Consider the following 20,214-nt stretch of genomic DNA (forward strand, 5'->3'; position numbering starts at 1 on the left):
CTGGTGCGTTGGGCGTATTCGTCACCCAGGTGCGGCCGCGCTGGTCGGACATGGACTCCTACGGCCACGTCAACCACGCGAGCACCGTGACGCTCCTCGAGGAGGCCCGCGTCGACCTGCTCTTCCACGAGGCCGCCCTGCGCGGCGCCGAGGACCTGGCGCGCGGGGTGGTGGTGGCCAACCTGACGGTGGACTACCTCGCCCCGCTGTACGCGACGGGCCGCGGGGTGCGGGTGGCGGTGTCGGTGCGCGAGATCCGGGCGGCGTACTTCGTGCTGGATTACGTGGTCCACAATGGACCGCTGGAGACCGACCAGGTGGCCGTCACCGCCCGCACGACCCTGGCCCCGTTCGACCTGGCCGCAGGCAAACCCCGCCGGGTCACCGACGCCGAACGCGACTTCCTCGCCGCGTGGCACAACGGAGGCGGCCGTGGCTGAGCTGCACTTCCCCGACCCCGCCGAACGCGCCAACCTCGGCGCCTTCGTAGCCCGCGCGGTCCGCCTCGACCAGCAGGCCGTGGTCCGCCTCCGCGGCCGCGACGGCGACCTGGTCGACGCCTGGGTCGCCACCCCGTTCGACGTCCTGGCCACCCGCACGGCCCGCGGATCCCTGACCCCCGGGGACGTGACGGTCTCCGGCAACGAACTGCTCGCAGGCCTCGCCGTGGTCCGCGACGACCGCATCGACCCCGGCCACCCGCGAGACATGCAGTGGCGCTCGCCGCTGCCTCCGGCCAAGCACTGGAAGGTCGTCGACCGGATTCCGGCCCGGGAGGTGGCGGAGCTGGCGGATCGGGGCTTGGCGGTGGCCCGCGAGAACGTCGGCCCGCAGGGCACGCCGCCTGCGTCCTTGCTCGACCAGACGGTGCTGACGGTCGAGGGGGAGGGCTTGGCCGTCAAGGTCCCCTTGCGCTGCCTGTTCGCCCTCTCCGGCATGGGCTTCCTCGCCGACGACGATGACGCCCACATCCGCGTCACCGCCACCGACTCCTGGCTCCGCCTCGACGCCATGTACGGCGCCGTCGTCCGCCGCAGGCACGCCCTCCTCCCCCTCCTGGTCTGACCCCCGCCGCCACCCACATGCCGTCACCATCTGGTCCCACCCAGATGATCTGACCATCTGACCGCCCCACCCAGATGACCCCATCATCTGAACGACAACTCAGATGCCCAGATCATCCGGCCACCCCACTCAGATGCCCACACCATCTGCCCCGGCAACGCAGATGACGTGCCCATCCAGCACACCTCCACTCGGATGGCGGCGTACTGGACCAGGCGGCTCAGATGACGAGCCCATCCAGCCACCCCGTTCAGATGGCGGCATCATCGGACCCGGCAGCTCAGGTGACGAAACCATCCAGCCACCTCGCTCAGATGGCGGCATCATCGGACCATCCAGCCACCTCGCTTGGATGGCGGCGTGATGGACCAGGCAGCTCAGATGCCCAGATCATTCGAGCGGCCCGCCCCGATGACCTCGTCATCTGAATGACAACTCAGATGCTCAGATCATCTGGCCGCACGGCTCGGATGCGCACATCATCTGGCCATGCCCCTCAGATGGGGGGAACATCTGGCTGGTGCGCCGCCATCGTCACCGTTGTCGTTGCGATCCCACCGTCCCGCCTTGGGATGCACCGCCGCCGCGCTCGTCCTCTCGTGCCGGGGGGGGGGGGAGGGCTTCGAAGGTAGCGGTGCTGGAGGGGCAGGTGGCGGGTGGTTCAGATGGTCTGATCATCTGGATGGTCTGATCATCTGGGGGGTGGATGGGTGGGCGACGGCTGGGTTAGTGCAGGTGGCGGGTGAAGAAGGCGGCTACTGGGTTGTGGATGGCGGGGCGGGAGTCGGTGGGGGTGATGGGGCCGATGAGTTGGGCTCGTTCGGAGGGGGTCATGAGGCCTGCGGCTTGGAGTTGGGGGGCTTGGGTGGCGAAGTCGGTGAAGACCCAGTGGGTTGCGTTGGTCAGTTGGCGGTGGGTGGTGCGGGGGCCGGTGGCGAGCATCGCGGACCAGGAGTGGGCGTAGCGGTCGTTCCAGTAGCCGTCGGTGCTGAACAGCAGCAGGGGCTTGGGGGTGCCCTTGGCGGCCACCGGCAGGAGGTCGCCGTACTGAGATGGGGGCTCGGGGACGTAGTCGAGGTAGCCCTCCAGGTTCACCGCCGCATCAATCCCCGGGTCCTCGTAGAGGGCCTGGGCGGCGACCGTTCCGCCGATCGAGTGCCCGTACACCCCCACCCGCCGCAGGTCGAGGCTCCGGGCGAGGTGCCGGGGGAGGGGCTTCCCATCGACGTCCGGATTGCCGCCGCGAGCCAGCACCCGCAGGCTGTCCAGCACGAACCCGAGATCGGCCAACCGCGACTCCACCGTCGTGCGGAAACCCGCGGGCGTCCCCGGATGCGCCGCCAGCTCGATCGGCCGGACCTCCCCGTCCGGGAACTCCACGGCGATCGCGCCGCCCGGGTGGTCGACCGCCACCACAACGAAGCCGCGGCTGGCCAGGTCCTCGGCCAACCCCGTCCCCAGCCCCCGCGGGTCGCCACCGCCCGGGCTGTAGAGCAGGACCGGCCGCCGACCCGGCAGGGCGGGCGCGCCCACGTGCGAGTGCGTCCGGGTCGCCGCCCAGTCGACGCCGGTGTCGGGTAGCTCCGGGTGGACGTAAGTGACGTACCAGGCGTTGAAAACCTCCACCACGCCCGGCGTCATCTGCCGCCCCACGGGATATCCGCGCGTATCCGCCGCAGGGTAGTAAACCGACACCATCAATTCCCGAGTAGGCCGGTTGGCGTCCCAAGGGTCAGGCCGGGAAACGTCCTCCAAGTGCATCTCCACCACCCCGACTCGGTATTTCCCGGACGGCGCCGGCAATCGCAGGGCGATATCCGCCCGCGCCACGCCTGCCGTCCCCACCACCAGGGCAGCCGCCAGCGCCAGGGATGTGCCTCTCACGGCATTCCTCCTCAGTGCGAACAAGCCTTGCTGATGTATTCCCATAACCGGTTCCCCAGCTCCGAACCCGGGACCACGGCGTCGCCGTACTGGCGGAAGAACCGCGCCACCGACCGCCCAGTTCCGCGTCGCCGCCGGTGAAACTTCCGCCCAGGCGCGCGACGGTGCCGCGCACGCGGGGGTCCTCAGGTCGGTCACTGCGGCAATGGTCCACCAGTTCGCGCAAGACCACCGGCCATTCGATATCTCTCTACCCGCGGTCCGCGTCGTCCAGGGCCGCGGCGCACTCCTCCAGCACCGTGCGCCCAGGCCGTCGTTGAACATCGCGTCAGCCAGCCCAGCCGGTCCAGCACGTCGCCCGAGTGGGGGTCGACCTAGGCGAGCAGGCCGAGCTGCCGCAGCAGGATCTGGTGCAGCCTGCGCAGGTCGGCCTCGGTGTAGCGGCGGTCCGCTCGCCGGGGCGCAGCAGGCCGAGGTCGTCGTAGTGGTGCAGCCTCCGCCCGGTCAGCCCGTGGCCAGCGCCCCCACCGTCCATCGCCGGGTCATGCGCCCAACGCTAGGACCTCCCGCTGCGTGAGGTTCACGCCAGCCAGACCGCCGCGTCCGGTGGCAGCAGCCCGCCCTCCAGCGGCGCGCTCGACAGCAGGACCTCGCCCGGGGGCAGCGGCACCGGCGCGGCCGAGGTGTTCAGCGCGCAGATCAGCCCGCCGCCCTTGCGCCGGAACGCGAAGCAGCCCGGGGGAGCGCCGTACCACTCCAGCTCGGTGCCGCTGAACGACGCATGCGTCTTGCGGATCTCCACCGCCTGCCGGTACAGCGACAGCATCGACGCCGGGTCCTCCAGCTGCGCCTCCACCGTCAGCGGGCCCCAGCCCGCGGGGATCGGCAGCCAGGTCGACGGCCCGTCGGTGAAGCCGAACGGCGGCTCGACGCCCTCCCACGGCATCGGCACCCGGCACCCGTCGCGGCCCTTCTCCGCGCCACCGGAGCGGTGGTACATCGGGTCCTGGCGGGCCCAGTCGGGCACGTCGACGTTGGGCAGGCCCAGCTCCTCGCCGTTGTAGAGGTAGGCGACGCCGGGCAGCGCCAGCTCGACCAGCGCCATCGCCCTGGCCCTGCGGGTGCCCGCGGCCCCGCCGCCGTAGCGCGTCACGTGCCGGTCGACGTCGTGGTTGGACAGCGTCCACGTCGGCGGGACCGACCCGGCCGCCACCATCGAGCGCTCGATGGCCCGGCGCACGGCGTCGGCGTCGAAGTCGGCCTGGGCCAGCTTGAAGTTGAAGCCCAGGTGCAGCTCGTCGGGGCGGACGTAGCGGGCGAAGCGCTCGTCGCTGTCCACCCAGATCTCGCCGACGGCCATCGTGCCGGGGTGCTCGTCCAGCACCCGCCGGATGAGCCGGTGCACGTCGTGCACGGCCTCGTTGTCGAAGCGCGGGTCGGTGACGTGCGGGGTCTGCGCGCCCGCCATGACCGCCACCACGGCCGGGTCCATGTCCGGCAGGCCCTCGGGTTTGGCCATGCCGTGGGCGACGTCGACGCGGAAGCCGTCGACCCCGCGCTCCAGCCAGAACCGCAGCGTCTCCACCAGGTCGACCCGCACGTCGGAGGAGTCCCAGTTCAGGTCCGGCTGCTGCGGGGCGAACAGGTGCAGGTACCACTGCCCGTCGGCCACCTGCGTCCACGCCGGACCGCCGAAGATGCTGGTCCAGTTGTTCGGCGGGCCGTCGCCGCGGCCGTCGCGGAAGAAGTACCGGTTGCGCTCGGGGCTGCCCGGGCCGGCCGCCAGCGCCGCCTGGAACCAGGGGTGCTGGTCGCTGGTGTGGTTGGGCACCAGGTCGACGGTGATCTTGATCCCGTGCTTGTGGGCGTCCTCGACCAGCCGGTCGAAGGCGTCCAGGTCGCCGAAGAGCGGGTCAACGTCGCGCGGGTCGGCGACGTCGTAGCCGTGGTCGGCCATGGGGGAGCGGAAGAACGGCGTCAACCACAGGGCGTCGACGCCGAGCAGCTCAAGGTAGCCCAGGCGGGACCGGATGCCCTCCAGGTCGCCGACACCGTCGCCGTCGGAATCGGCGAAGGACCGCACGTACACCTGGTAGAACACCGCGTCCTGCCACCATGCGGTGGCGCCGTCGGGCCGCGCGCTTCGTCGCACGTTCTCCTCGCTCGCGAGATCGGACTCCCCGAAGTCCTCGGTGGGGGTTTCAGACCCAGCTGTTCATGAGGCTCTGGGCGGCCGTCTCCAGGTACTGCCACAGCTGCGCCCGGTGCCGCTCGTCGAGGCCTGCCTCGTCGACGGCCACGCGCATGCAGCGCAGCCAGGCGTCGCGCTCGATCGGGCCGATGCTGAACGGGTGGTGGCGCATCCGCAGGCGGGGGTGCCCGCGCTGGTCGGAGTACGTGTGCGGGCCGCCCCAGTACTGCATCAGGAACAGCCGCAGCCGGTCCTCGGCCGGGCCGAGGTCGGCCTCGGGGTACATCGGTCGCAGCACCTCGTCCTGCGCCACTTCGACGTAGAACCGGTGCACGATCCGGCGGAACGTCTCCTCGCCGCCGACCGCGTCGTAGAAGTTCTCGGTGGTACCCACCGCTCCATCCTCCCCCACCGGCTACGGCTGCTGGGCCGGGGGGAACAGCCTGCCCAGCGGCGGCTGGATGTCGGCCTCCTCCAGCGCGACCATCGCGCGGGCCCGCAGCGCCCGCTGCACCGCCCACTGCCTGCCCGGACGCACCTTCACGGTGACCCGGAAGGTCATCCCCTCGGGTGTGACCTTCTCCACACCGAGGACCTCCGGCGGCTCGATCACATCGCTGGCGTGGTCGGCGTCCTCGGTCAGCTCGCCGCTGACCCGGCGCAGGATGTCGTTGACCTGCTCGGCGTCGGCGCTGTAGCCCACGGGCAGGTCGACCACGGCCACGGCGAAGCCCTGGCTGAAGTTGCCGACGCGCAGGATCTCGCCGTTGCGCACGTACCAGACGGTCCCGTTGAGGTCGCGCAGCGTGGTGACGCGCAGGCCGACGGCCTCGATGGTGCCGGTGGCCTCGCCGAGGTCGACGATGTCGCCGACGCCGTACTGGTCCTCCAGCAGCATGAAGATCCCGGACAGGAAGTCGCGCACCAGGTTCTGCGCGCCGAAGCCCAGCGCGACGCCGACGATGCCCGCCGAGGCGATGATCGGCGCGAGGTTGACCCCCAGCTCGCCCAGGATGAGCATGAACGCCAGGCCGAACACCACCGCGGTGGTGATCGACTTGAGCACCGAGCCGATGGTCTTGGCCCGCTGCGCCCGCCGCTCGCTCAGGATGCCGCCCAGCGCCTGCGGGGCCCGTTCCTTCAGCGGCCGCAGCAGCTTGGGCGTCTTGCCCTCGCCGGTGGTGAGCCGGTCGATCATCTTGCGCAGCAGCCAGCGCACGACGATGGCGACGACCAGGATGAGCAGGATCGCCAGCGGTTTGGCGATCAGCCAGTCGGCGGACGCGGCGAGCCAGGCGTTGTTGGTCAACTCGAAGACCTGGGTGCACCAGGAGTCGGGCTCGCCGACGCACTTGGGCGGTTCCAGGGAGTCGATGAGGTCGGGAATCATCGGGCCAGACGATAGCCGGCCCGCGCACCGGCGTCTAAGACGCTGCTCCGGGCGGGCGGAATTCACCTGGATTTCCCGGGGCGATGCGGGACACGTCACACAACGGGCGTGCGTTCGGGGTCCGATTTGTGGTCGACTTAGGCACGCACCGGTGGAGGTGGTCGAGTGCCAGACCGACAACCGACTCCCATCGGCGCTGCCCACGGGCAGGCGCCGATGGCCGTCTTGTGCCCAGAGCCGCCGCAGACGCCCGACCCCGGCGGCGGTCCCCCGGCACGGACGCCCTGGAGCCGGCGGCGGGTGCTCCTCCTCAACGCCACCTACGAGCCGCTGACGGCCCTGCCGATGCGCCGCGCGGTCGTCCTGCTGGTCTGCGGCAAGGCCGAGGTCGTGCACGGCGACCCGACGGGCATGGTCGTGCACTCGGCCACGTCCAGCGTCGAGGTGCCGTCGGTGATCCGGCTGGCCACCTACGTCCGCGTCCCCTACCGCGGGCGGGTGCCGCTGACCAGGGCGGGGCTGATGCTCCGCGACCGCTACCGCTGCGCGTACTGCGGGGGTCGGGCGGAGACGATAGACCATGTGGTGCCGCGCAGCCGCGGGGGCCAGCACACGTGGCAGAACTGCGTCGCCTGCTGCGCGAAGTGCAACCACCGCAAGGCCGACAAGCTGCTGTCGGAGCTGGGCTGGCGGTTGCGGGTGGTGCCGTCGGCGCCGCGCGGCCCGCACTGGCGGCTGCTGGCCGGGGTGGTCGACGCCGATCCGCTGTGGCTGCCCTACCTCGGCGAGCCCGCGGCTTGATCGACTCCACGACAACTGTCGGGGACGATCGCTAAACTGGCAGTTATGAGATCAGGCCGCGGTGACTCGGGTGCCACCGGTGACGCGCGTGCCGCGGGTCACCCTGGTGCCGCGGGTGACGCGGGTCCCGAACTGGCCGGTCACGCGGGTGCCGCGAGTGACGCGGGTGCCGAACTCGCTGGTCACGCGGGTGACGCGGGTGCCGAACTGACCGGTGACGCGGGTGCCTCGGGTAACGCGGGTGCCGAACTCACTGGTGACACGGGTGCCGCGGGTGACCCGGGTACCGAACTCGCTGGTCACGCGGGTGCCGCGGGTAACGCGAGTGCCGAATTGGCTGGTGACGCGGGTGCCGCGAGTGACGCGGGTGCCGAACTCGCTGGTCACGCGGGTGCCTCGGGTTACCCGGGTGCCGAACTCGGCGGTGACCCTGGTCCCGCGGGTGACCCGGGTGCCGAAGTCGACCGCGGTCACGCGGGTGCCGAACTCGCCGGTGACCCGGGTGCCCCGGGTGACGCGGGTGCCGAAGTCGACCGGGACCACGTTCGTCACGCGGGTGCCGCGGGTGACCCTGGTGCCGCGCGTCACGCGGGTCCCCCTGGTGACCCGGGTGCCCATCCAGGCCGCCTCCGCCGTGACGCGGGTGCCCCTGGTGACCCGCGTACCGCGGGTGACGCGCGTGCCCATGACGATATTTCCCTCCGTGTTCGCCGAAACCCTGGTGCGGTCGGTGGGCGGGGTGCCAGGATGCACGGCAGCGACCCTCGTGCCCCGCGTGACGCGGGTACCCCGGGTGACGCGAGTCCCGCCGATCAGCTCGTCCGCGTACTCGCCCGTCTGGGTGAAGAGCCTGGCCTCGTCGAGGGAAGCGATGATGTACATGGCGTGTCCTCCCGGGAGCGGTCACACATCGATCAAGGGGAGAGCTGGTTCGCAAGGGCCGTATAGGTGAAAGCTATGACCCTGGTGGGTAACCGACAAGACGTCAACCCACCACAAGGTCCTTCGCCTGCCCACTTAGGGCCGTTCGCCCCTTGCCGGTACGCCCTTTGAGCTACCCGCCGCGACGTCGGTCGGCGCAACGGCCTTACCAGGAGAGCACCAACCGGTTACTGGCGGTGACTCCGGCTTGACTATGACCAGGGCCGGGGCAGGATGGCCGCCCCGTTGTGGGCTACCGTAGCGCCCGTGACGATCGTCGAGACCTTTCTCGTGTTCGCCGTCATCCCGCTGGCGATCTACGGCGTGGTCGCGCTGGTGACCTTGCGCGACCGGTTCGCGAAGAACCCGCGCTACCGGCCGGGCCAGGACTGGGACCACCCCCCGGTCTGGTGGACGGCCAACCCGGCGGGCCTGCACGCCGACCACGCCGCCGTCGCCGCCACCGAGAACGCGCCCGTGCGCACGGCCAAGGGAGGTGCCCGTGGCAGCTGGTGAGCTCGTCCGCCACGAGGACCAGGTAGTCGAAGACCCCGAGCACGGCTACGGCGTCGCCGTCACCGCCAGCGGCCGCCTGTCGGTCGCCAAGGCCAAGACCGCGCCCGAACCCGGCCTCCCGTTCACCACGGTCCAGCTGACCCGCCTCGACGAGGCCCTCACGCTGTCCTCCCGGGCGACGGGCCTGCTGTTCAGCATCTACCTCGGCGACCTCGGCCCGGACACCCGCGACCGCGCGGAGGAGCTGCACGCAGGCATCGGTCCGGCCTCGGCCGAGTCGGTGCTGATCGCGGTGTCCCCCGGCCAGCGGAAGGTTGAGGTCGTCACCGGATTCGAGGCGGCTCGGCGGTTGCCGGACCGCGGGTGCAATCTGGCCGTCATGGCGATGGTCGCGTCGTTCAAGGAGGGCGACCTGACCGGCGGTTTGGTCAGCGCTCTCCGAATGCTGGCTGACCAGGCGGGGAACGCACCGCGGAAGTAGTTGGGCGGTCCGCGAATGCGGGTTCACCCATAAAGCAATTCGCGCACAGACGAGTGTGGCCCGGACCATCGGTCCGGGCCACACTCGCATTTTCAGGAACCGTCGAACTCGCGCGCCGCGAGAGCGCGCAGAATCCCCGCGCGCCCCTCCGACACCAATCGCCGGAGCGCAGGCGGGTGGTCGGCCGCCAGCCACTCGTCCGACGCCTCCACGGTCGCGTGGGTGACCGCCCAGGCCGGGTAGAGGCCCAGCACCATCGACTGCGCCCGCTCGCTGGAGCGCCGCTGCCACACGCCCGCGACGTCCTCGAAGTACTTCGCCGCGTACGGCGCGAGGAGTTCGCGCTGGGCCGGGTGGGAGAAGCCGTTGATGATGGCCTCGTTGACCGCGTTCGGGAGCTCGTCGTCGTGCACCGCGCGGCGCCAGGCCTCGGACTTCGCGGCGATGGTGGGGAGCAGGGCGCGGGCGCGTTCGGCGTGGCGGTTGCCCGCGGCGGTGGAGTCGGCGCGCAGCTCGGCGTCGATCTCGGACTCGTCCGCGGCCCCGTGGGCGACCAGGGCGTGGAGGAGGCGCCAGCGCAGGTCGGTGTCGACGGACAGGCCGGGCAGCGGGGTGGAGCCGTCGAGCCAGCCGCGCAGGACGGCCAGCTTGGGCTCGTCCAGCACCGAGGTGGTCAGCGAGTTCACGTACGCCAGCTGGTGGTCCGAGCCCGGCTCGGCGGCGCGGGCCAGCTCCAGCACGCGGTCGGTGAACAGGCTCCAGCCCTTGGGGGAGTAGGCGGGGTCCGCGTAGGACGCCAGGGCCGTCTGGGCCTGCAGGAGCAGGCGCTGGACCACGCCGACCTCGCTCTCGGCGTCGAGGCCGTGGCAGACCAGGGACACGAAGTCGCGGGCCTTCAGCTCGGCCTCGCGGGTCATCTCCCAGGCCGCCGACCAGCACAGGGTGCGGGGCAGCGGCTCGGTGATGTCGCCGATGCGGTCCACCAGCGTGGTCAGCGAGCCCGGGTCCAGGCGCATGGTGCAGTAGGTCAGGTCGTCGTCGTTGACCAGGACCAGCTTGCCGCGCGGCACGCCGACCAGCTCCGGCACGGTCGTCACGTCGCCGTCGACGTCGACCTCCACCCGGTGCGTGCGCACCAGCTTGCCGTCCACGTCGTCGTAGACGCCGATGGCGACCCGGTGGGTGCGCAGCTCCCCCGCGCCCGGCTTCGCGCCGCCCTGCAGCACGGCGAACGAGGTGAACTTGCCGCCCTCGACCTCGAAGCGCGGCCGCAGCGAGTTCAGGCCGGTGGTCTCCAGCCACTGCGCCGACCACCACGACAGGTCGCGGCCGGACGCCTCCTCCAGCGCGGCCAGCAGGTCGGCGAGGGTGGCGTTGCCCCAGGCGTGCTTGGCGAAGTACACCCGCAGGCCGGAGAGGAAGTTCTCCAGGCCCACGTAGGCCACCAGCTGCTTGAGGACGCTGGCGCCCTTGGCGTAGGTGATGCCGTCGAAGTTGACCTCGACCGCCTCGACGTCGGGGATGTCGGCGGCGACCGGGTGGGTGGAGGGGAGCTGGTCCTGCCGGTAGGCCCAGGACTTCTCGATGTTGGCGAAGCTGGTCCAGGCGTGCTCGTACTCCGTCGCCTCGGCCTGCGCCAGCACCGACGCCCAGGTGGCGAACGACTCGTTCAGCCACAGGTCGTCCCACCAGCGCATGGTGACCAGGTCGCCGAACCACATGTGCGCCATCTCGTGCAGCACGGTCTCGCAGCGGCGCTCGTAGGCGTAGCGGGTGACCCGGCTGCGGAAGACGTAGTCCTCCAGGAAGGTGACGCAGCCCGCGTTCTCCATCGCGCCCGCGTTGAACTCCGGGACGAAGCACTGGTCGTACTTGCCGAACGGGTACGGCACGCCGAAGTTGCGGTGGAAGAAGCCGAAGCCCTGCTTGGTCTCGGTGAACAGCCGCTCGGCGTCCATGTGCTCGGCCAGCGACGCGCGGCAGTAGATGCCCAGCGGGATGGTGCCGTGCTCGTCGGTGTACTCGTCGCGCCACTCCGCGTACGGGCCTGCGACCAGCGCGACGAGGTAGGTCGACATCCGCTCGGTGGTGCTGAACTCGTGCCGCACCACCTGGTTGTCGCCCGCGCTCTCCGGGGTCTGCACGGGCGCGGCGGCGTTGGAGATGACCTTCCAGTCCGCGGGCGCGAGCACCGAGAGGGTGTAGGTGGCCTTGAGGTCGGGCTGGTCGAAGCAGGCGAACATCCGCTTGGCGTCGGCGGTCTCGAACTGCGAGTACAGGTACACGCCCTTGTCCACCGGGTCGACGAAGCGGTGCAGGCCCTCGCCGGTGTTCATGTACTCGCAGGTGGCCGTGATCGTCAGCTCGTTGGTGGCGGCCAGGCCGGGCAGCTCGACGCCGGTCTCGGGGGTGTAGCCGGAGACGTCGAGCTCGACGCCGTTGAGCACGGCCGACTCCACCGAGCGGCCCACGATGTCGATGAACGTGGTGGCGCCGGGCTCGCGGGCGGCGAAGCGCACGGTGGTGCGCGAGCCGAAGGTCGCCTCGCCCGGCTGGCCGAGGCCGTCGGTGAGATCCAGCTCGACGGTGTAGGACTCCACCTCCAGCAGGGCGGCCCGCTCGCGGGCTTGGTCACGGGTCAGGTTGGGCGCGGCCACGGGACACCTCGGGGAACGGCGAGGCGGGATTCCTCGCGGGGACTGGTACTGGCAATCGCATCCAATCACGTCGGAGGTGGGGCCGGACGGGAAGGTTTCCGCGCGGGTGGGATGTTGCACAGGTCGGGCGGCCAGACGCCGCCGAACGGACCCAGAGCCCTGGAGAACAGCGCATGAGCAAGCCCCGCGTGGACTTCTACTTCGACCCCGTCTGCCCGTTCGCCTGGATCACCTCGCGCTGGATCATCGAGGTCGAGAAGCAGCGCGACATCGATCTGCGGTTCCGGGTGATGAGCCTCTCGGTGCTCAACGAGGGCCGGGACCTGCCGCAGGACTACCGCGACCTGCTGGACCGGGCGTGGGGTCCGGTGCGCGTGGCGATCGCGGCGGCCCAGGAGCGCGGCGAGGAGGTGCTGCGCGACCTCTACACGGCGATGGGAACGCGCATCCACAACGGCGGGAACAAGGACTACCCGGCCGTGGTCAAGGAGGCGCTGGCCGAGGTCGGCCTGCCCGAGTCGCTGGCGGCGGCCGCGGACTCCACCGACTACGACGACGCCCTGCGCAAGTCCCACCACGAAGGCATGGACCCGGTGGGCATGGATGTGGGCACGCCCACCATCCACATCGACGGCGTGGCGTTCTTCGGCCCGGTGCTGAACTCGATCCCGCGCGGCGAGGACGCGGTCAAGATCTTCGACGGCGCCCGGGCGCTGGCCGCCTACCCGGACTTCTTCGAGCTGAAGCGGACCCGCACGGGCGAGCTGAAGTTCGACTGATGATGTGACGCGGCGCGCATGCGCGCCCCCCGCCGGATGTGACACGCTGACCGGCGTACCCGCCCGCAGGTGTCACATCCGGTTGGAGGACCCATGACCGCGCCCGCCACCACCCGCACCGGCCACGTCATCGGCGGCGAGCTGATCGACGCGGGCGGCGACCGGATCGAGGTGGTGAACCCGGCCACCGAGCAGGTCATCGCGGCCGTCCCCGCGGGCACGGCGGCCGACGTCGACGCCGCCGTGGCCGCTGCGACGGCGGCCTTCGGCGCCTGGTCGGCGCGGTCGCCGCAGGAGCGCGCCGAGGCCGTGCGCCGGGTGTCGGAGGGGATCGCGGCCCGCCGCGACGAGCTGGCCGCGACGATCACCGCCGAGATGGGCTCGCCGATCACGTTCTCCACCAAGGTGCAGGCCGCGCTGCCCGCGGCGACCTCGGCGGGCGTGGCCGGGCTGGTGGCCGACGGCTACTCCTTCACCGAGGAGATCGGCAACTCGCTGGTCGTGCGCGAGCCGGTCGGCGTGGTCGGGGCCATCACCCCGTGGAACTACCCGCTGCACCAGATCGCGGCGAAGGTCGCCCCGGCGCTGGTCGCGGGCAACACCGTGGTGCTCAAGCCCAGCGAGGTCGCGCCGCTCAACGCCAACATCTTCCTGGAGATCCTGGCCGCGGCGGGCATCCCGGACGGCGTGGTCAACCTGGTGCACGGCACCGGCCCGGTCGTCGGCGAGGCGATCGCCGCGCACCCGGGCGTGGACATGGTGTCCTTCACCGGTTCCACCGCGGCGGGCCGCCGGGTGTCCGCGGTCGCCGCGGCGACGGTCAAGCGGGTGGCCCTGGAGCTGGGCGGCAAGTCCGCCAACATCATCCTCGACGACGCCGACCTCGGGCTCGCGGTGAAGATCGGGCTGGCCAACACGTTCATCAACGGCGGGCAGACCTGCACGGCGTGGACCAGGATGCTGGTCCCGGCGTCGCGCCACGACGAGGCCGTCGAGCTGGCCAAGGCCGCGGCGGCGAAGTACACCGTCGGCGACCCGACGGACGCGGCCACCCGCATCGGCCCCATGTCCTCCGCGGCGCAGCGCGACCGCGTGCTGGAGTACATCCGCGTCGGCCAGGACGAAGGCGCCCAGCTCGTCTACAGCGGCCCGGAGGTGCCCGCGACGGGCGCGTACGTGGCGCCGACGATCTTCGCCGGGGTGCGCCCGGAGATGCGGATCGCCCAGGAGGAGATCTTCGGCCCGGTGCTGTCGATCCTGCCCTACGCCGACGACGACGAGGCCGTGGCGATCGCCAACGACTCCCAGTACGGCCTGGCGGGCGCGGTGTTCTCCGCGGACGACGACCGCGCGCTGGCCGTCGCCCGGCGGATGCGCACCGGGCAGGTCGACATCAACGGCGGGGCGTTCAACCCGCTGGCCCCCTTCGGCGGCTACAAGCAGTCCGGCAACGGCCGCGAGCTGGGCCGCTTCGGCCTGGAGGAGTTCACCGAGGTCAAGTCGATCCAGCGCTGATCTGGTCGCGCTGGGCGGCGACGAACGCCGGGTCGACCGGCTCGCCGTGGCCGGGGACGACGGTGGTCGGGCGCAGCGCCAGCAGCACGTCGAGCGCGCCCGGCCAGCGCGCCGGGTGCGCGTCGTCGCCGATCGACGGCGGCGCGCCCTGCTCGACCAGATCCCCCGCGAAGACCACGTGGACGTCCGGGACGTGCACGGCGATGTCGTGGTCGGTGTGGGCGGGGCCGGGGTGCAGCAGGGTGACGCGACGGCCGCCGAGGTCGAGGTCCACCCGGTCGTCGACCTCGTGCGTGGGCAGCACGATCCGGGCGCGCCCCACCCGCTCGGCCAGCTCCGGTTTGCCCATCTCCCGGTAGCGCTGGGCCCACTCGCCGCGGTGGTCGACGGCGGTCATCGCCGGGCCGCAGCGCGGGTGGGCGTGCACTTCGGCGCCTGCGAACGCGGCGGTGCCGAGGAAGTGGTCGAAGTGGGCGTGGGTGATGACCACCGCCAGCGGCAGGTCGGTCAGCTCGCGGATGGCCGCGGCCCACTCCGCGCCGTGCACCTCGTCGCGGCCGGTGTCGACCACCAGCGCGCGGCGCTGGCCCACGACCAGCCCGAGGGTCTGGTCCAGCTCGCCGTACCGGCGGGCGTGCACGCCGTCGGCCACCTCGACCCACCTCACTCGAACACCCCCTCGACCAGCCGCGGCGCGGTCGTGCTCACCCCGTAGGCGGCGGCGATGGCGACGTCGGCGGCGTGCCCCCAGCCGGCCAGCTCCCGCCCCGACGACGACGCGGCGAGCATGGCGGGCAGGTCGTCGCTGTAGGCCAGGAACGCCGCCTCCGCGGCCCGCGCCTCGGGGGACAGCGCTCCGCCGATGTGGTGGGCGATCGCGCCCGCGCCGAGCAGGTCCTCCACCGCGGGCCGCAGCGCGTCGTCGTGCGGCCAGCGCTCCCCGCCCGCGACGACGCCGATCGGCCCGCCCGCGGCCTTGGCCGCCTTGGCGACCGCGGGCGCGTTGCGCAGGCAGCCCGCGAACACCGCGCCCGACGCGAGCGTGCTCAGCGTCGCGCCGTTGGGGGAGGGCAGCGCGAGGAAGGTCCCCGCGGGGATGTCGGTGAGCGACGCCGGGCGCAGCGTCCAGCGGTCCTCGCCCGCCAGCACCGCGCCCGCCTCCCGCGCGGCGGCGGCGGCGCGCTCGTCGCGCCACGGCAGCGGCAGGACGCGCGCGCCGTTGCCCACCGCGACATCCACCGATGTGGTGAACGACAGCACGTCCACGATGACGATGACCGGGCAGCCCGCCAGCGCGGCCACCCCGTCCGGGCCCCACTCCAGCCGGACGTCGAAGCCGGACTGGTCGAATGGGTCGTTGGTCACGTCCCCAGTGTTCCCCCTCGGGCTGGTAGGGCGACCCAGGGGTGCGGATGGCACACTGCGCGGCGTGCGTGTCTATCTGGGTTCCGACCACGCGGGGTACGAGCTGAAGGCCCACCTCGCCAAGCACCTCGCCGCTGCGGGGCACGACGTCACCGACGTCGGCCCGGCCGAGTACGACGCGCAGGACGACTACCCGCCGTTCTGCATCGAGACCGCCCGCCGGGTCGTCGCCGACGAGGGCAGCCTGGGCGTGGTGATCGGCGGCTCCGGCAACGGCGAGCAGATCGCGGCCAACAAGGTGCCCGGCTGCCGCGCCGCGCTGGCCTGGAGCACCCAGACCGCCACCCTGGCCCGCGAGCACAACAACGCCCAGGTCATCGGCATCGGCGCGCGGATGCACACCGCCGAGGAGGCGACCGCGATCGTCGAGGCGTTCCTGGCGACCCCGTTCTCCGCCGACCCCCGCCACGCCCGCCGCATCGGCATCATCAGCGACTACGAGCGCACCGGCGAGCCCCCCGCGCTGCCCTGACATGCCCGAAGGCCACACGCTGCACCGGCTCGCCCGCGACCACACCAAGCGCTTCGCAGGCGGGCCGGTCGCCGTGTCCAGCCCGCAGGGCCGGTTCTCGGCGTCCCTTGTGGACGGCCGGGTGCTGCGCCGGGCCGAGGCCCACGGCAAGCACCTGTTCCACGTCTACGGCCCGGACGCCGTCGTCCACGTCCACTTGGGACTCTACGGGACCTTCACCGAGTCCGAGCTGCCCGCGCCAGCCCCGGTCGGGCAGGTGCGGATGCGCCTGGTCGGGCCGTCGCACTACACCGACCTGCGCGGCCCGAACGCCTGCGAGATCATCACCGCCGCCGAGGCCAGGGCCCTGCGCGCCCGCCTCGGCCCGGACCCGCTGCGCCGCGACGCCGACCCGGAGCGGGCGTGGGCGCGCATCAGCCGCTCGCGCACCGCGATCGGCGCGCTGCTGATGGACCAGTCGGTGATCGCGGGCGTCGGCAACGTCTACCGCGCCGAGGTCCTCTTCCGCCACGGCGTCCACCCGCTGCTGCCCGGCCGCGCCCTGGACCGCGCGGTGTGGGAGGCGATGTGGGCAGACCTGGTGGCGCTCATGCGCATCGGCGTGCGGCGCGGGCGCATCGACACCGTGCGCGACGAGCACCTGCCCAAGGCGATGGGCCGCGCGCCCCGCGTCGACCGGCACGGCGGCGAGGTCTACGTCTACCGCCGCACCGGCCAGCCGTGCCTGGTCTGCTCCACGCCGGTGGCGCAGGCGGAGCTGGTCGGGCGCAACCTCTTCTGGTGCCCGGCCTGCCAGCCGGGCTAGAAGAAGTCCATCCCGCCGCCGAAGTCCCCACCGAAGTCGCCGCCGAAATCCCCGCCCAGGTCGCCGCCGAAGTCGGCCCCGGGGTCGCCGCCCATGTCCGCGCCCGGGTCGCCGCCCGGATCGCCCATGTCGCCGCCCGCGTCCCCCGTGTCGCCACCGGCGTCGGCCATGCCCGCGTCGTAGCCGGAGGCCCAGGCGTCCGCCGACGCGATGCCCGCCATGCCCGCGAACATCGTGCTGAACAGCAGCATCGAACCCACGCCCCACGCGCCCGCGACCAGCGCCGGGCGCCACCACGGCTCGCTGTACCAGCCGCGCGGGACCGAGCGGCCCGCCACCCGGCCGCCCGGGTAGTAGTACGGGGTGCCCTGCGACGCCTCGGGGGAGGCCGCGTAGTGGTGGCCCTCGACGGCCACCCTGCGGTTCTCGGTGACCGCGCCCGCCCGCGCCGCCTCCGGGTCGACCGGCAGCTCGGGGCCCGGGTCCATGTCCATGGCGACCCGCGCGGCGCGCACGTAGTACAGGCCCTCCAGGGCGGTCTTGGTCACCAGGCGGCACTGCTCGACGGTGGTCGCCTGGTCCATTTGCGACCCCGCCGCGGTGTAGCGCTCGGCGGCGTCGGCCAGCGCCTGCTGGGCCGCCTTGGTGGTGCCGGTCAGGTTCATCACCTGCCCGCCCAGGCGCTCGACCCAGCGGCGGGCCTCGGCCTTGGCGTCCGCCAGCTGGTTCCGCCGGTTGCCCGCGCCGCTGCGCGCGGCGATCAGGCCGACCACGACCAGCGCGACGACCAGGACCAGCAGGATCTCCATGGGGGCCTCCTCCACCGGGGGTTACCCGGTCAACGACGGAGGCCGCCCCGATGGTTCCCTAGAAGACCTCCAGGCAGCGCGGCTCACGCTCGGCGGACAGGGCCACCGACAGCGCCGCCGCCGCGCCCGGGGTGCGCTCCACGACCCGCCCGGCGTCGACGAGCCGGGTCAGCCGGGTGCCGCCGAGGTAGACCGCGCCCAGCTCGGTGCTGGTGGCCACCAGGTCGGCCGGGTCGTCCGTGCGGGTGACCGTCGGCACCCCCGCGGAGTCGACCGCGAGCCGCACCCGTCCCGCGTTCCACGGGCACAGGTCGTCGGCGACCTCGATCACGACGTCCACGGCGGCGCTGTAGCGGCGCTGCGCCAGCGCGCGGTCGGCGTCGACCAGCCGGATGTAGAGGGCGTCCTGCACCTTCCCCACCGCGGTGCGGGAGTCGGCCAGCATCATCGGCAGCGGGTCGTCCATCGAGCCGGTGTAGGTGACCTCGGTCACCAGGTCCATGTCGATCGCGTACCGCAGCAGCGCCGCGTTCGCCTGCGGGGTGAGCGCGACCAGCTCCTCCACCATGAGCGTGCTCGACGGGACGTTGTCGGCGTAGGCGGGCTTGACGCGGTAGATGAGGTAGCCGCGCGGGTGCACCGCCCACCGCCGCGCCGACCAGCCGCGCCGCTGGTCCACCGGGTCGTGCAGCCAGTCCTGCCACACCCAGTCGGCCCGGCTCAGCGACCCCGCCCGCTGCGGGGCGTACTCGTCGTAGAGCGCGCGGATGGCGGGCAGCGCGTCCGCGGCGCCCAGCTCGCGCACCCGGTCGCCGCCGAGGTCGATGTCCTTGCGGAAGGGCGCTTTGCCGCGGATGGCGTAGAGCACCTGCTCGCTCGCCTGCCCGAACCCGAACCGCTGGTAGATCCCCGCCTCCGACGCCCACAGCGCCGCGATCGCGGGCCCGCCCGCGTCGTGGATCTGCTGCAGCTGGCTGCGGATCAGCGTGGTCAGCACGCCCCGCCGCCGCTGATCGGCGGCCACCGCGACGAACGTGACCGCCTCGAACGGCACCATTACCGCCCCCGGCAGCGTGATCTCCCGCGGCCCCACCGCCGCGGCCCCGACCAACCGGTCCCCGTCGAACACCCCCACCCGCCGCGAGTCCCCCAGGATGACCCGCATCCGGACCTCGGCGTCCGCAGCGCTATCCGCGGACAAGAACGCCGAGATGACGAGATCGGCATAGTCGGCGAAGTCCTGCTCGGCCAGCTCGCGCATCTGCATGCCAGCGTGTCTACGCGGGCCCGGACCACCCGCGCCACCGAATTTGCGACCCCCGGGACGAGAACGGGCGGCGCGCTCGCACGAGCACGCCGCCCGGTCGACCTCCTGCGCCGGTACTTGAACAAGTCTGAGTTGCTGGTTGACCCGCAAGAAGCAGCCCGTCAGCTTGCCCTAGCACTAGAAGCGGATGACCCAGATGTGAGCGTGAGGCTCCCGCTCGTCTACACGTCGGCCGGTACGCAACCGGCTCTCGGCTGAGCAGGTCGCTGAACTGGTGGCAGCGTTCGAGGCAGGCGAAAGCGGCCGGATGGAGCTGGCAGCTCGGTACAGGATCGGACGGAGCAGTGTGGCGAAGTTGTTGCGAGAGCACCGGGACAGGCAGAAGCCGCTTTAGTGGTAACCGCGTCTGGCGCGGTTCCGTCTCGGGACGCGCCAGACTTGTGTTCGGAGGTGCGAGTCGGTCAGGCGGGTTGACTGTCGGCTCCACCTCGTACCCTTCTCTCATGGCAACGCGCAGTACAGCAGGCAAGCTGCAAGCACTCATCGAGGCAGTGCCGCAGCTTGAAGAGCTGGCCGGACGTGTTCAGATAGAAGACGAAACAGCAGGCCATCAGGCGGCTGAGCAACTTTCCGATCTCTATCGACGCTGGTACAGCGCGTGTCTCGAAGCCCTACCTGAAGACCTACGCGACCGCTTCCGCAGCGAGTACGAAGGCGGAATGCTGACCTATCGAGTGAAGCACTTCTTGCAAGACCCCCTTATGAAGAGCCCGATCTATCGCGAAGACATGGACGAAGTGAGCAAGAAGATGTTTAGTCCATGGCAGCATCCCGCGAAAGACAGATTCGTCAACCCTGTCAGACAGCAACTTCAATATCTTGAACAGGCTCTGGCTCGCCTTGGCGCAAGTTCGGTTACCGTAGAGGCGCTGGAACTATTGGAGAGGATCGGCCGCAATCTCCCTACCTCGTTTTCATCCTTGAGGCAGGGCATCGTGGTCGCGCAGGGATACCCGTGAACGACGAATACGACATGCAGCATATCCTGCATTCCATTGCCGTCCTTTATTTCGAGGAAGTCGAGCCAGAAGAGCCGACACCAAAGATGGCTGGCGGGTCGTCTCGACTCGACTTCCTGCTTAGAGGGTGTCTCACGTGGGGAGTTTCTTGTAGCAGGTGAGGGCGGCTGCGAGGGTGAGGAGGCCGCAGTAGTTGTTGGGGTGGCGTTCGTGGCGG

The 20,214-nt window shown here is 71.6% G+C and carries 21 protein-coding genes; 11 read left to right on the forward strand and 10 right to left on the reverse strand.

The window, feature by feature from the left end:
• The first annotated feature begins 8 nt into the window (after positions 1 to 8).
• Both ACWEPX_RS20610 and ACWEPX_RS20615 read left to right on the forward strand, forming a co-directional pair.
• Positions 9 to 440 carry an acyl-CoA thioesterase gene (locus ACWEPX_RS20610; protein ID WP_451898804.1) on the forward strand — a complete coding sequence of 144 codons (432 nt, stop codon included), beginning with the start codon at positions 9 to 11 and terminating at the stop codon, positions 438 to 440.
• Complete coding sequence (locus ACWEPX_RS20615) at positions 433 to 1,065, forward strand: hypothetical protein (protein ID WP_451898805.1); 633 nt, start codon at positions 433 to 435, stop codon at positions 1,063 to 1,065. The genes ACWEPX_RS20610 and ACWEPX_RS20615 overlap by 8 nt, the downstream gene beginning before the upstream one ends.
• Before the next feature lie 726 nt (positions 1,066 to 1,791).
• Here the strand turns inward: ACWEPX_RS20615 and ACWEPX_RS20620 are convergent.
• The 4 genes from ACWEPX_RS20620 to ACWEPX_RS20635 form a co-directional block, all read right to left on the reverse strand.
• Positions 1,792 to 2,718, reverse strand: a complete 927-nt coding sequence (locus ACWEPX_RS20620; RefSeq protein ID WP_451898806.1) for an alpha/beta hydrolase — start codon at positions 2,716 to 2,718, stop codon at positions 1,792 to 1,794.
• 811 nt (positions 2,719 to 3,529) lie between these two features.
• Positions 3,530 to 5,101, reverse strand: a complete 1,572-nt coding sequence (locus tag ACWEPX_RS20625) for a glycoside hydrolase family 13 protein (RefSeq protein WP_451898807.1) — start codon at positions 5,099 to 5,101, stop codon at positions 3,530 to 3,532.
• Positions 5,102 to 5,150: 49 nt separating this feature from the next.
• Positions 5,151 to 5,534 carry a globin gene (locus ACWEPX_RS20630; protein WP_451898808.1) on the reverse strand — a complete coding sequence of 128 codons (384 nt, stop codon included), beginning with the start codon at positions 5,532 to 5,534 and terminating at the stop codon, positions 5,151 to 5,153.
• 21 nt (positions 5,535 to 5,555) lie between these two features.
• Positions 5,556 to 6,530 (reverse strand): mechanosensitive ion channel family protein, encoded by a 975-nt coding sequence (locus ACWEPX_RS20635; protein ID WP_451898809.1) that lies wholly within the window; start codon positions 6,528 to 6,530, stop codon positions 5,556 to 5,558.
• A 165-nt stretch (positions 6,531 to 6,695) separates the two neighbouring features.
• Between ACWEPX_RS20635 and ACWEPX_RS20640 the strand changes: the two genes are divergently transcribed.
• Entirely contained in the window at positions 6,696 to 7,331 is a 636-nt protein-coding gene (locus ACWEPX_RS20640; RefSeq protein ID WP_451898810.1) for an HNH endonuclease, read from the forward strand.
• Positions 7,332 to 7,382: 51 nt separating this feature from the next.
• Here the strand turns inward: ACWEPX_RS20640 and ACWEPX_RS20645 are convergent, their stop codons facing one another.
• Positions 7,383 to 7,634, reverse strand: a complete 252-nt coding sequence (locus ACWEPX_RS20645) for a hypothetical protein (protein ID WP_451898830.1) — start codon at positions 7,632 to 7,634, stop codon at positions 7,383 to 7,385.
• Positions 7,635 to 8,519: 885 nt separating this feature from the next.
• Between ACWEPX_RS20645 and ctaJ the strand changes: the two genes are divergently transcribed.
• Both ctaJ and ACWEPX_RS20655 read left to right on the forward strand, forming a co-directional pair.
• Positions 8,520 to 8,768, forward strand: coding sequence for an aa3-type cytochrome oxidase subunit CtaJ (ctaJ, locus tag ACWEPX_RS20650; protein WP_451898811.1), 249 nt, complete (start codon positions 8,520 to 8,522; stop codon positions 8,766 to 8,768).
• Positions 8,755 to 9,249, forward strand: coding sequence for a DUF5130 family protein (locus tag ACWEPX_RS20655; protein ID WP_451898812.1), 495 nt, complete (start codon positions 8,755 to 8,757; stop codon positions 9,247 to 9,249). The genes ctaJ and ACWEPX_RS20655 overlap by 14 nt, the downstream gene beginning before the upstream one ends.
• Before the next feature lie 92 nt (positions 9,250 to 9,341).
• Here ACWEPX_RS20655 and pepN read toward each other — a convergent pair whose 3' ends face one another.
• Positions 9,342 to 11,906: an aminopeptidase N gene (gene pepN / locus ACWEPX_RS20660; RefSeq protein WP_451898813.1), complete on the reverse strand. Its 2,565-nt coding sequence runs from the start codon at positions 11,904 to 11,906 to the stop codon at positions 9,342 to 9,344.
• A 173-nt stretch (positions 11,907 to 12,079) separates the two neighbouring features.
• Between pepN and ACWEPX_RS20665 the strand changes: the two genes are divergently transcribed.
• Both ACWEPX_RS20665 and ACWEPX_RS20670 read left to right on the forward strand, forming a co-directional pair.
• The gene (locus ACWEPX_RS20665) at positions 12,080 to 12,685 is read left to right on the forward strand and encodes a mycothiol-dependent nitroreductase Rv2466c family protein (protein ID WP_451898814.1); all 606 of its coding nucleotides are present in this window, start codon (positions 12,080 to 12,082) and stop codon (positions 12,683 to 12,685) included.
• 93 nt (positions 12,686 to 12,778) lie between these two features.
• Positions 12,779 to 14,200 (forward strand): aldehyde dehydrogenase family protein, encoded by a 1,422-nt coding sequence (locus ACWEPX_RS20670; RefSeq protein ID WP_451898815.1) that lies wholly within the window; start codon positions 12,779 to 12,781, stop codon positions 14,198 to 14,200.
• Here ACWEPX_RS20670 and ACWEPX_RS20675 read toward each other — a convergent pair.
• Positions 14,181 to 14,867: an MBL fold metallo-hydrolase gene (locus ACWEPX_RS20675; RefSeq protein ID WP_451898816.1), complete on the reverse strand. Its 687-nt coding sequence runs from the start codon at positions 14,865 to 14,867 to the stop codon at positions 14,181 to 14,183. The genes ACWEPX_RS20670 and ACWEPX_RS20675 overlap by 20 nt on opposite strands.
• Complete coding sequence (locus tag ACWEPX_RS20680) at positions 14,864 to 15,565, reverse strand: 2-phosphosulfolactate phosphatase (protein ID WP_451898817.1); 702 nt, start codon at positions 15,563 to 15,565, stop codon at positions 14,864 to 14,866. The genes ACWEPX_RS20675 and ACWEPX_RS20680 overlap by 4 nt, the downstream gene beginning before the upstream one ends.
• 64 nt (positions 15,566 to 15,629) lie before the next feature.
• Here ACWEPX_RS20680 and ACWEPX_RS20685 point away from each other — a divergent pair, with 64 nt between their 5' ends.
• Both ACWEPX_RS20685 and ACWEPX_RS20690 read left to right on the forward strand, forming a co-directional pair.
• Positions 15,630 to 16,097, forward strand: coding sequence for a ribose-5-phosphate isomerase (locus tag ACWEPX_RS20685; protein ID WP_451898818.1), 468 nt, complete (start codon positions 15,630 to 15,632; stop codon positions 16,095 to 16,097).
• Between the two features lies 1 nt (position 16,098).
• Positions 16,099 to 16,902, forward strand: a complete 804-nt coding sequence (locus ACWEPX_RS20690) for an Fpg/Nei family DNA glycosylase (RefSeq protein ID WP_451898819.1) — start codon at positions 16,099 to 16,101, stop codon at positions 16,900 to 16,902.
• On the opposite strand, the gene ACWEPX_RS20695 is transcribed toward ACWEPX_RS20690, so the two are convergent.
• Positions 16,899 to 17,711, reverse strand: a complete 813-nt coding sequence (locus tag ACWEPX_RS20695) for a hypothetical protein (RefSeq protein ID WP_451898820.1) — start codon at positions 17,709 to 17,711, stop codon at positions 16,899 to 16,901. The two genes, ACWEPX_RS20690 and ACWEPX_RS20695, sit on opposite strands and share 4 nt — an antisense overlap.
• A gap of 58 nt (positions 17,712 to 17,769) precedes the next feature.
• Positions 17,770 to 18,978, reverse strand: a complete 1,209-nt coding sequence (locus ACWEPX_RS20700) for a GNAT family N-acetyltransferase (protein ID WP_451898821.1) — start codon at positions 18,976 to 18,978, stop codon at positions 17,770 to 17,772.
• A 503-nt stretch (positions 18,979 to 19,481) separates the two neighbouring features.
• Between ACWEPX_RS20700 and ACWEPX_RS20705 the strand changes: the two genes are divergently transcribed.
• Positions 19,482 to 19,997, forward strand: coding sequence for a hypothetical protein (locus ACWEPX_RS20705; protein WP_451898822.1), 516 nt, complete (start codon positions 19,482 to 19,484; stop codon positions 19,995 to 19,997).
• Positions 19,998 to 20,011: 14 nt separating this feature from the next.
• Positions 20,012 to 20,158 carry a PD-(D/E)XK nuclease domain-containing protein gene (locus ACWEPX_RS20710; protein WP_451898831.1) on the forward strand — a complete coding sequence of 49 codons (147 nt, stop codon included), beginning with the start codon at positions 20,012 to 20,014 and terminating at the stop codon, positions 20,156 to 20,158.
• Positions 20,159 to 20,214: the final 56 nt, after the last annotated feature.

It is taken from the genome of Actinokineospora sp. NPDC004072 (assembly GCF_053604195.1).

Excerpts from the sequence above, each read along its gene's own strand:
- ACWEPX_RS20635 (WP_451898809.1), bottom strand. The coding sequence starts at position 6,530 with ATGATTCCCGACCTCATCGACTCCCTGGAACCGCCCAAGTGCGTCGGC.
- ACWEPX_RS20665 (WP_451898814.1), top strand. The coding sequence starts at position 12,080 with ATGAGCAAGCCCCGCGTGGACTTCTACTTCGACCCCGTCTGCCCGTTC.
- ACWEPX_RS20670 (WP_451898815.1), top strand. The coding sequence starts at position 12,779 with ATGACCGCGCCCGCCACCACCCGCACCGGCCACGTCATCGGCGGCGAG.
- ACWEPX_RS20690 (WP_451898819.1), top strand. The coding sequence starts at position 16,099 with ATGCCCGAAGGCCACACGCTGCACCGGCTCGCCCGCGACCACACCAAG.
- ACWEPX_RS20695 (WP_451898820.1), bottom strand. The coding sequence starts at position 17,711 with ATGGAGATCCTGCTGGTCCTGGTCGTCGCGCTGGTCGTGGTCGGCCTG.
- ACWEPX_RS20700 (WP_451898821.1), bottom strand. The coding sequence starts at position 18,978 with ATGCAGATGCGCGAGCTGGCCGAGCAGGACTTCGCCGACTATGCCGAT.
- ACWEPX_RS20705 (WP_451898822.1), top strand. The coding sequence starts at position 19,482 with ATGGCAACGCGCAGTACAGCAGGCAAGCTGCAAGCACTCATCGAGGCA.
- ACWEPX_RS20710 (WP_451898831.1), top strand. The coding sequence starts at position 20,012 with ATGCAGCATATCCTGCATTCCATTGCCGTCCTTTATTTCGAGGAAGTC.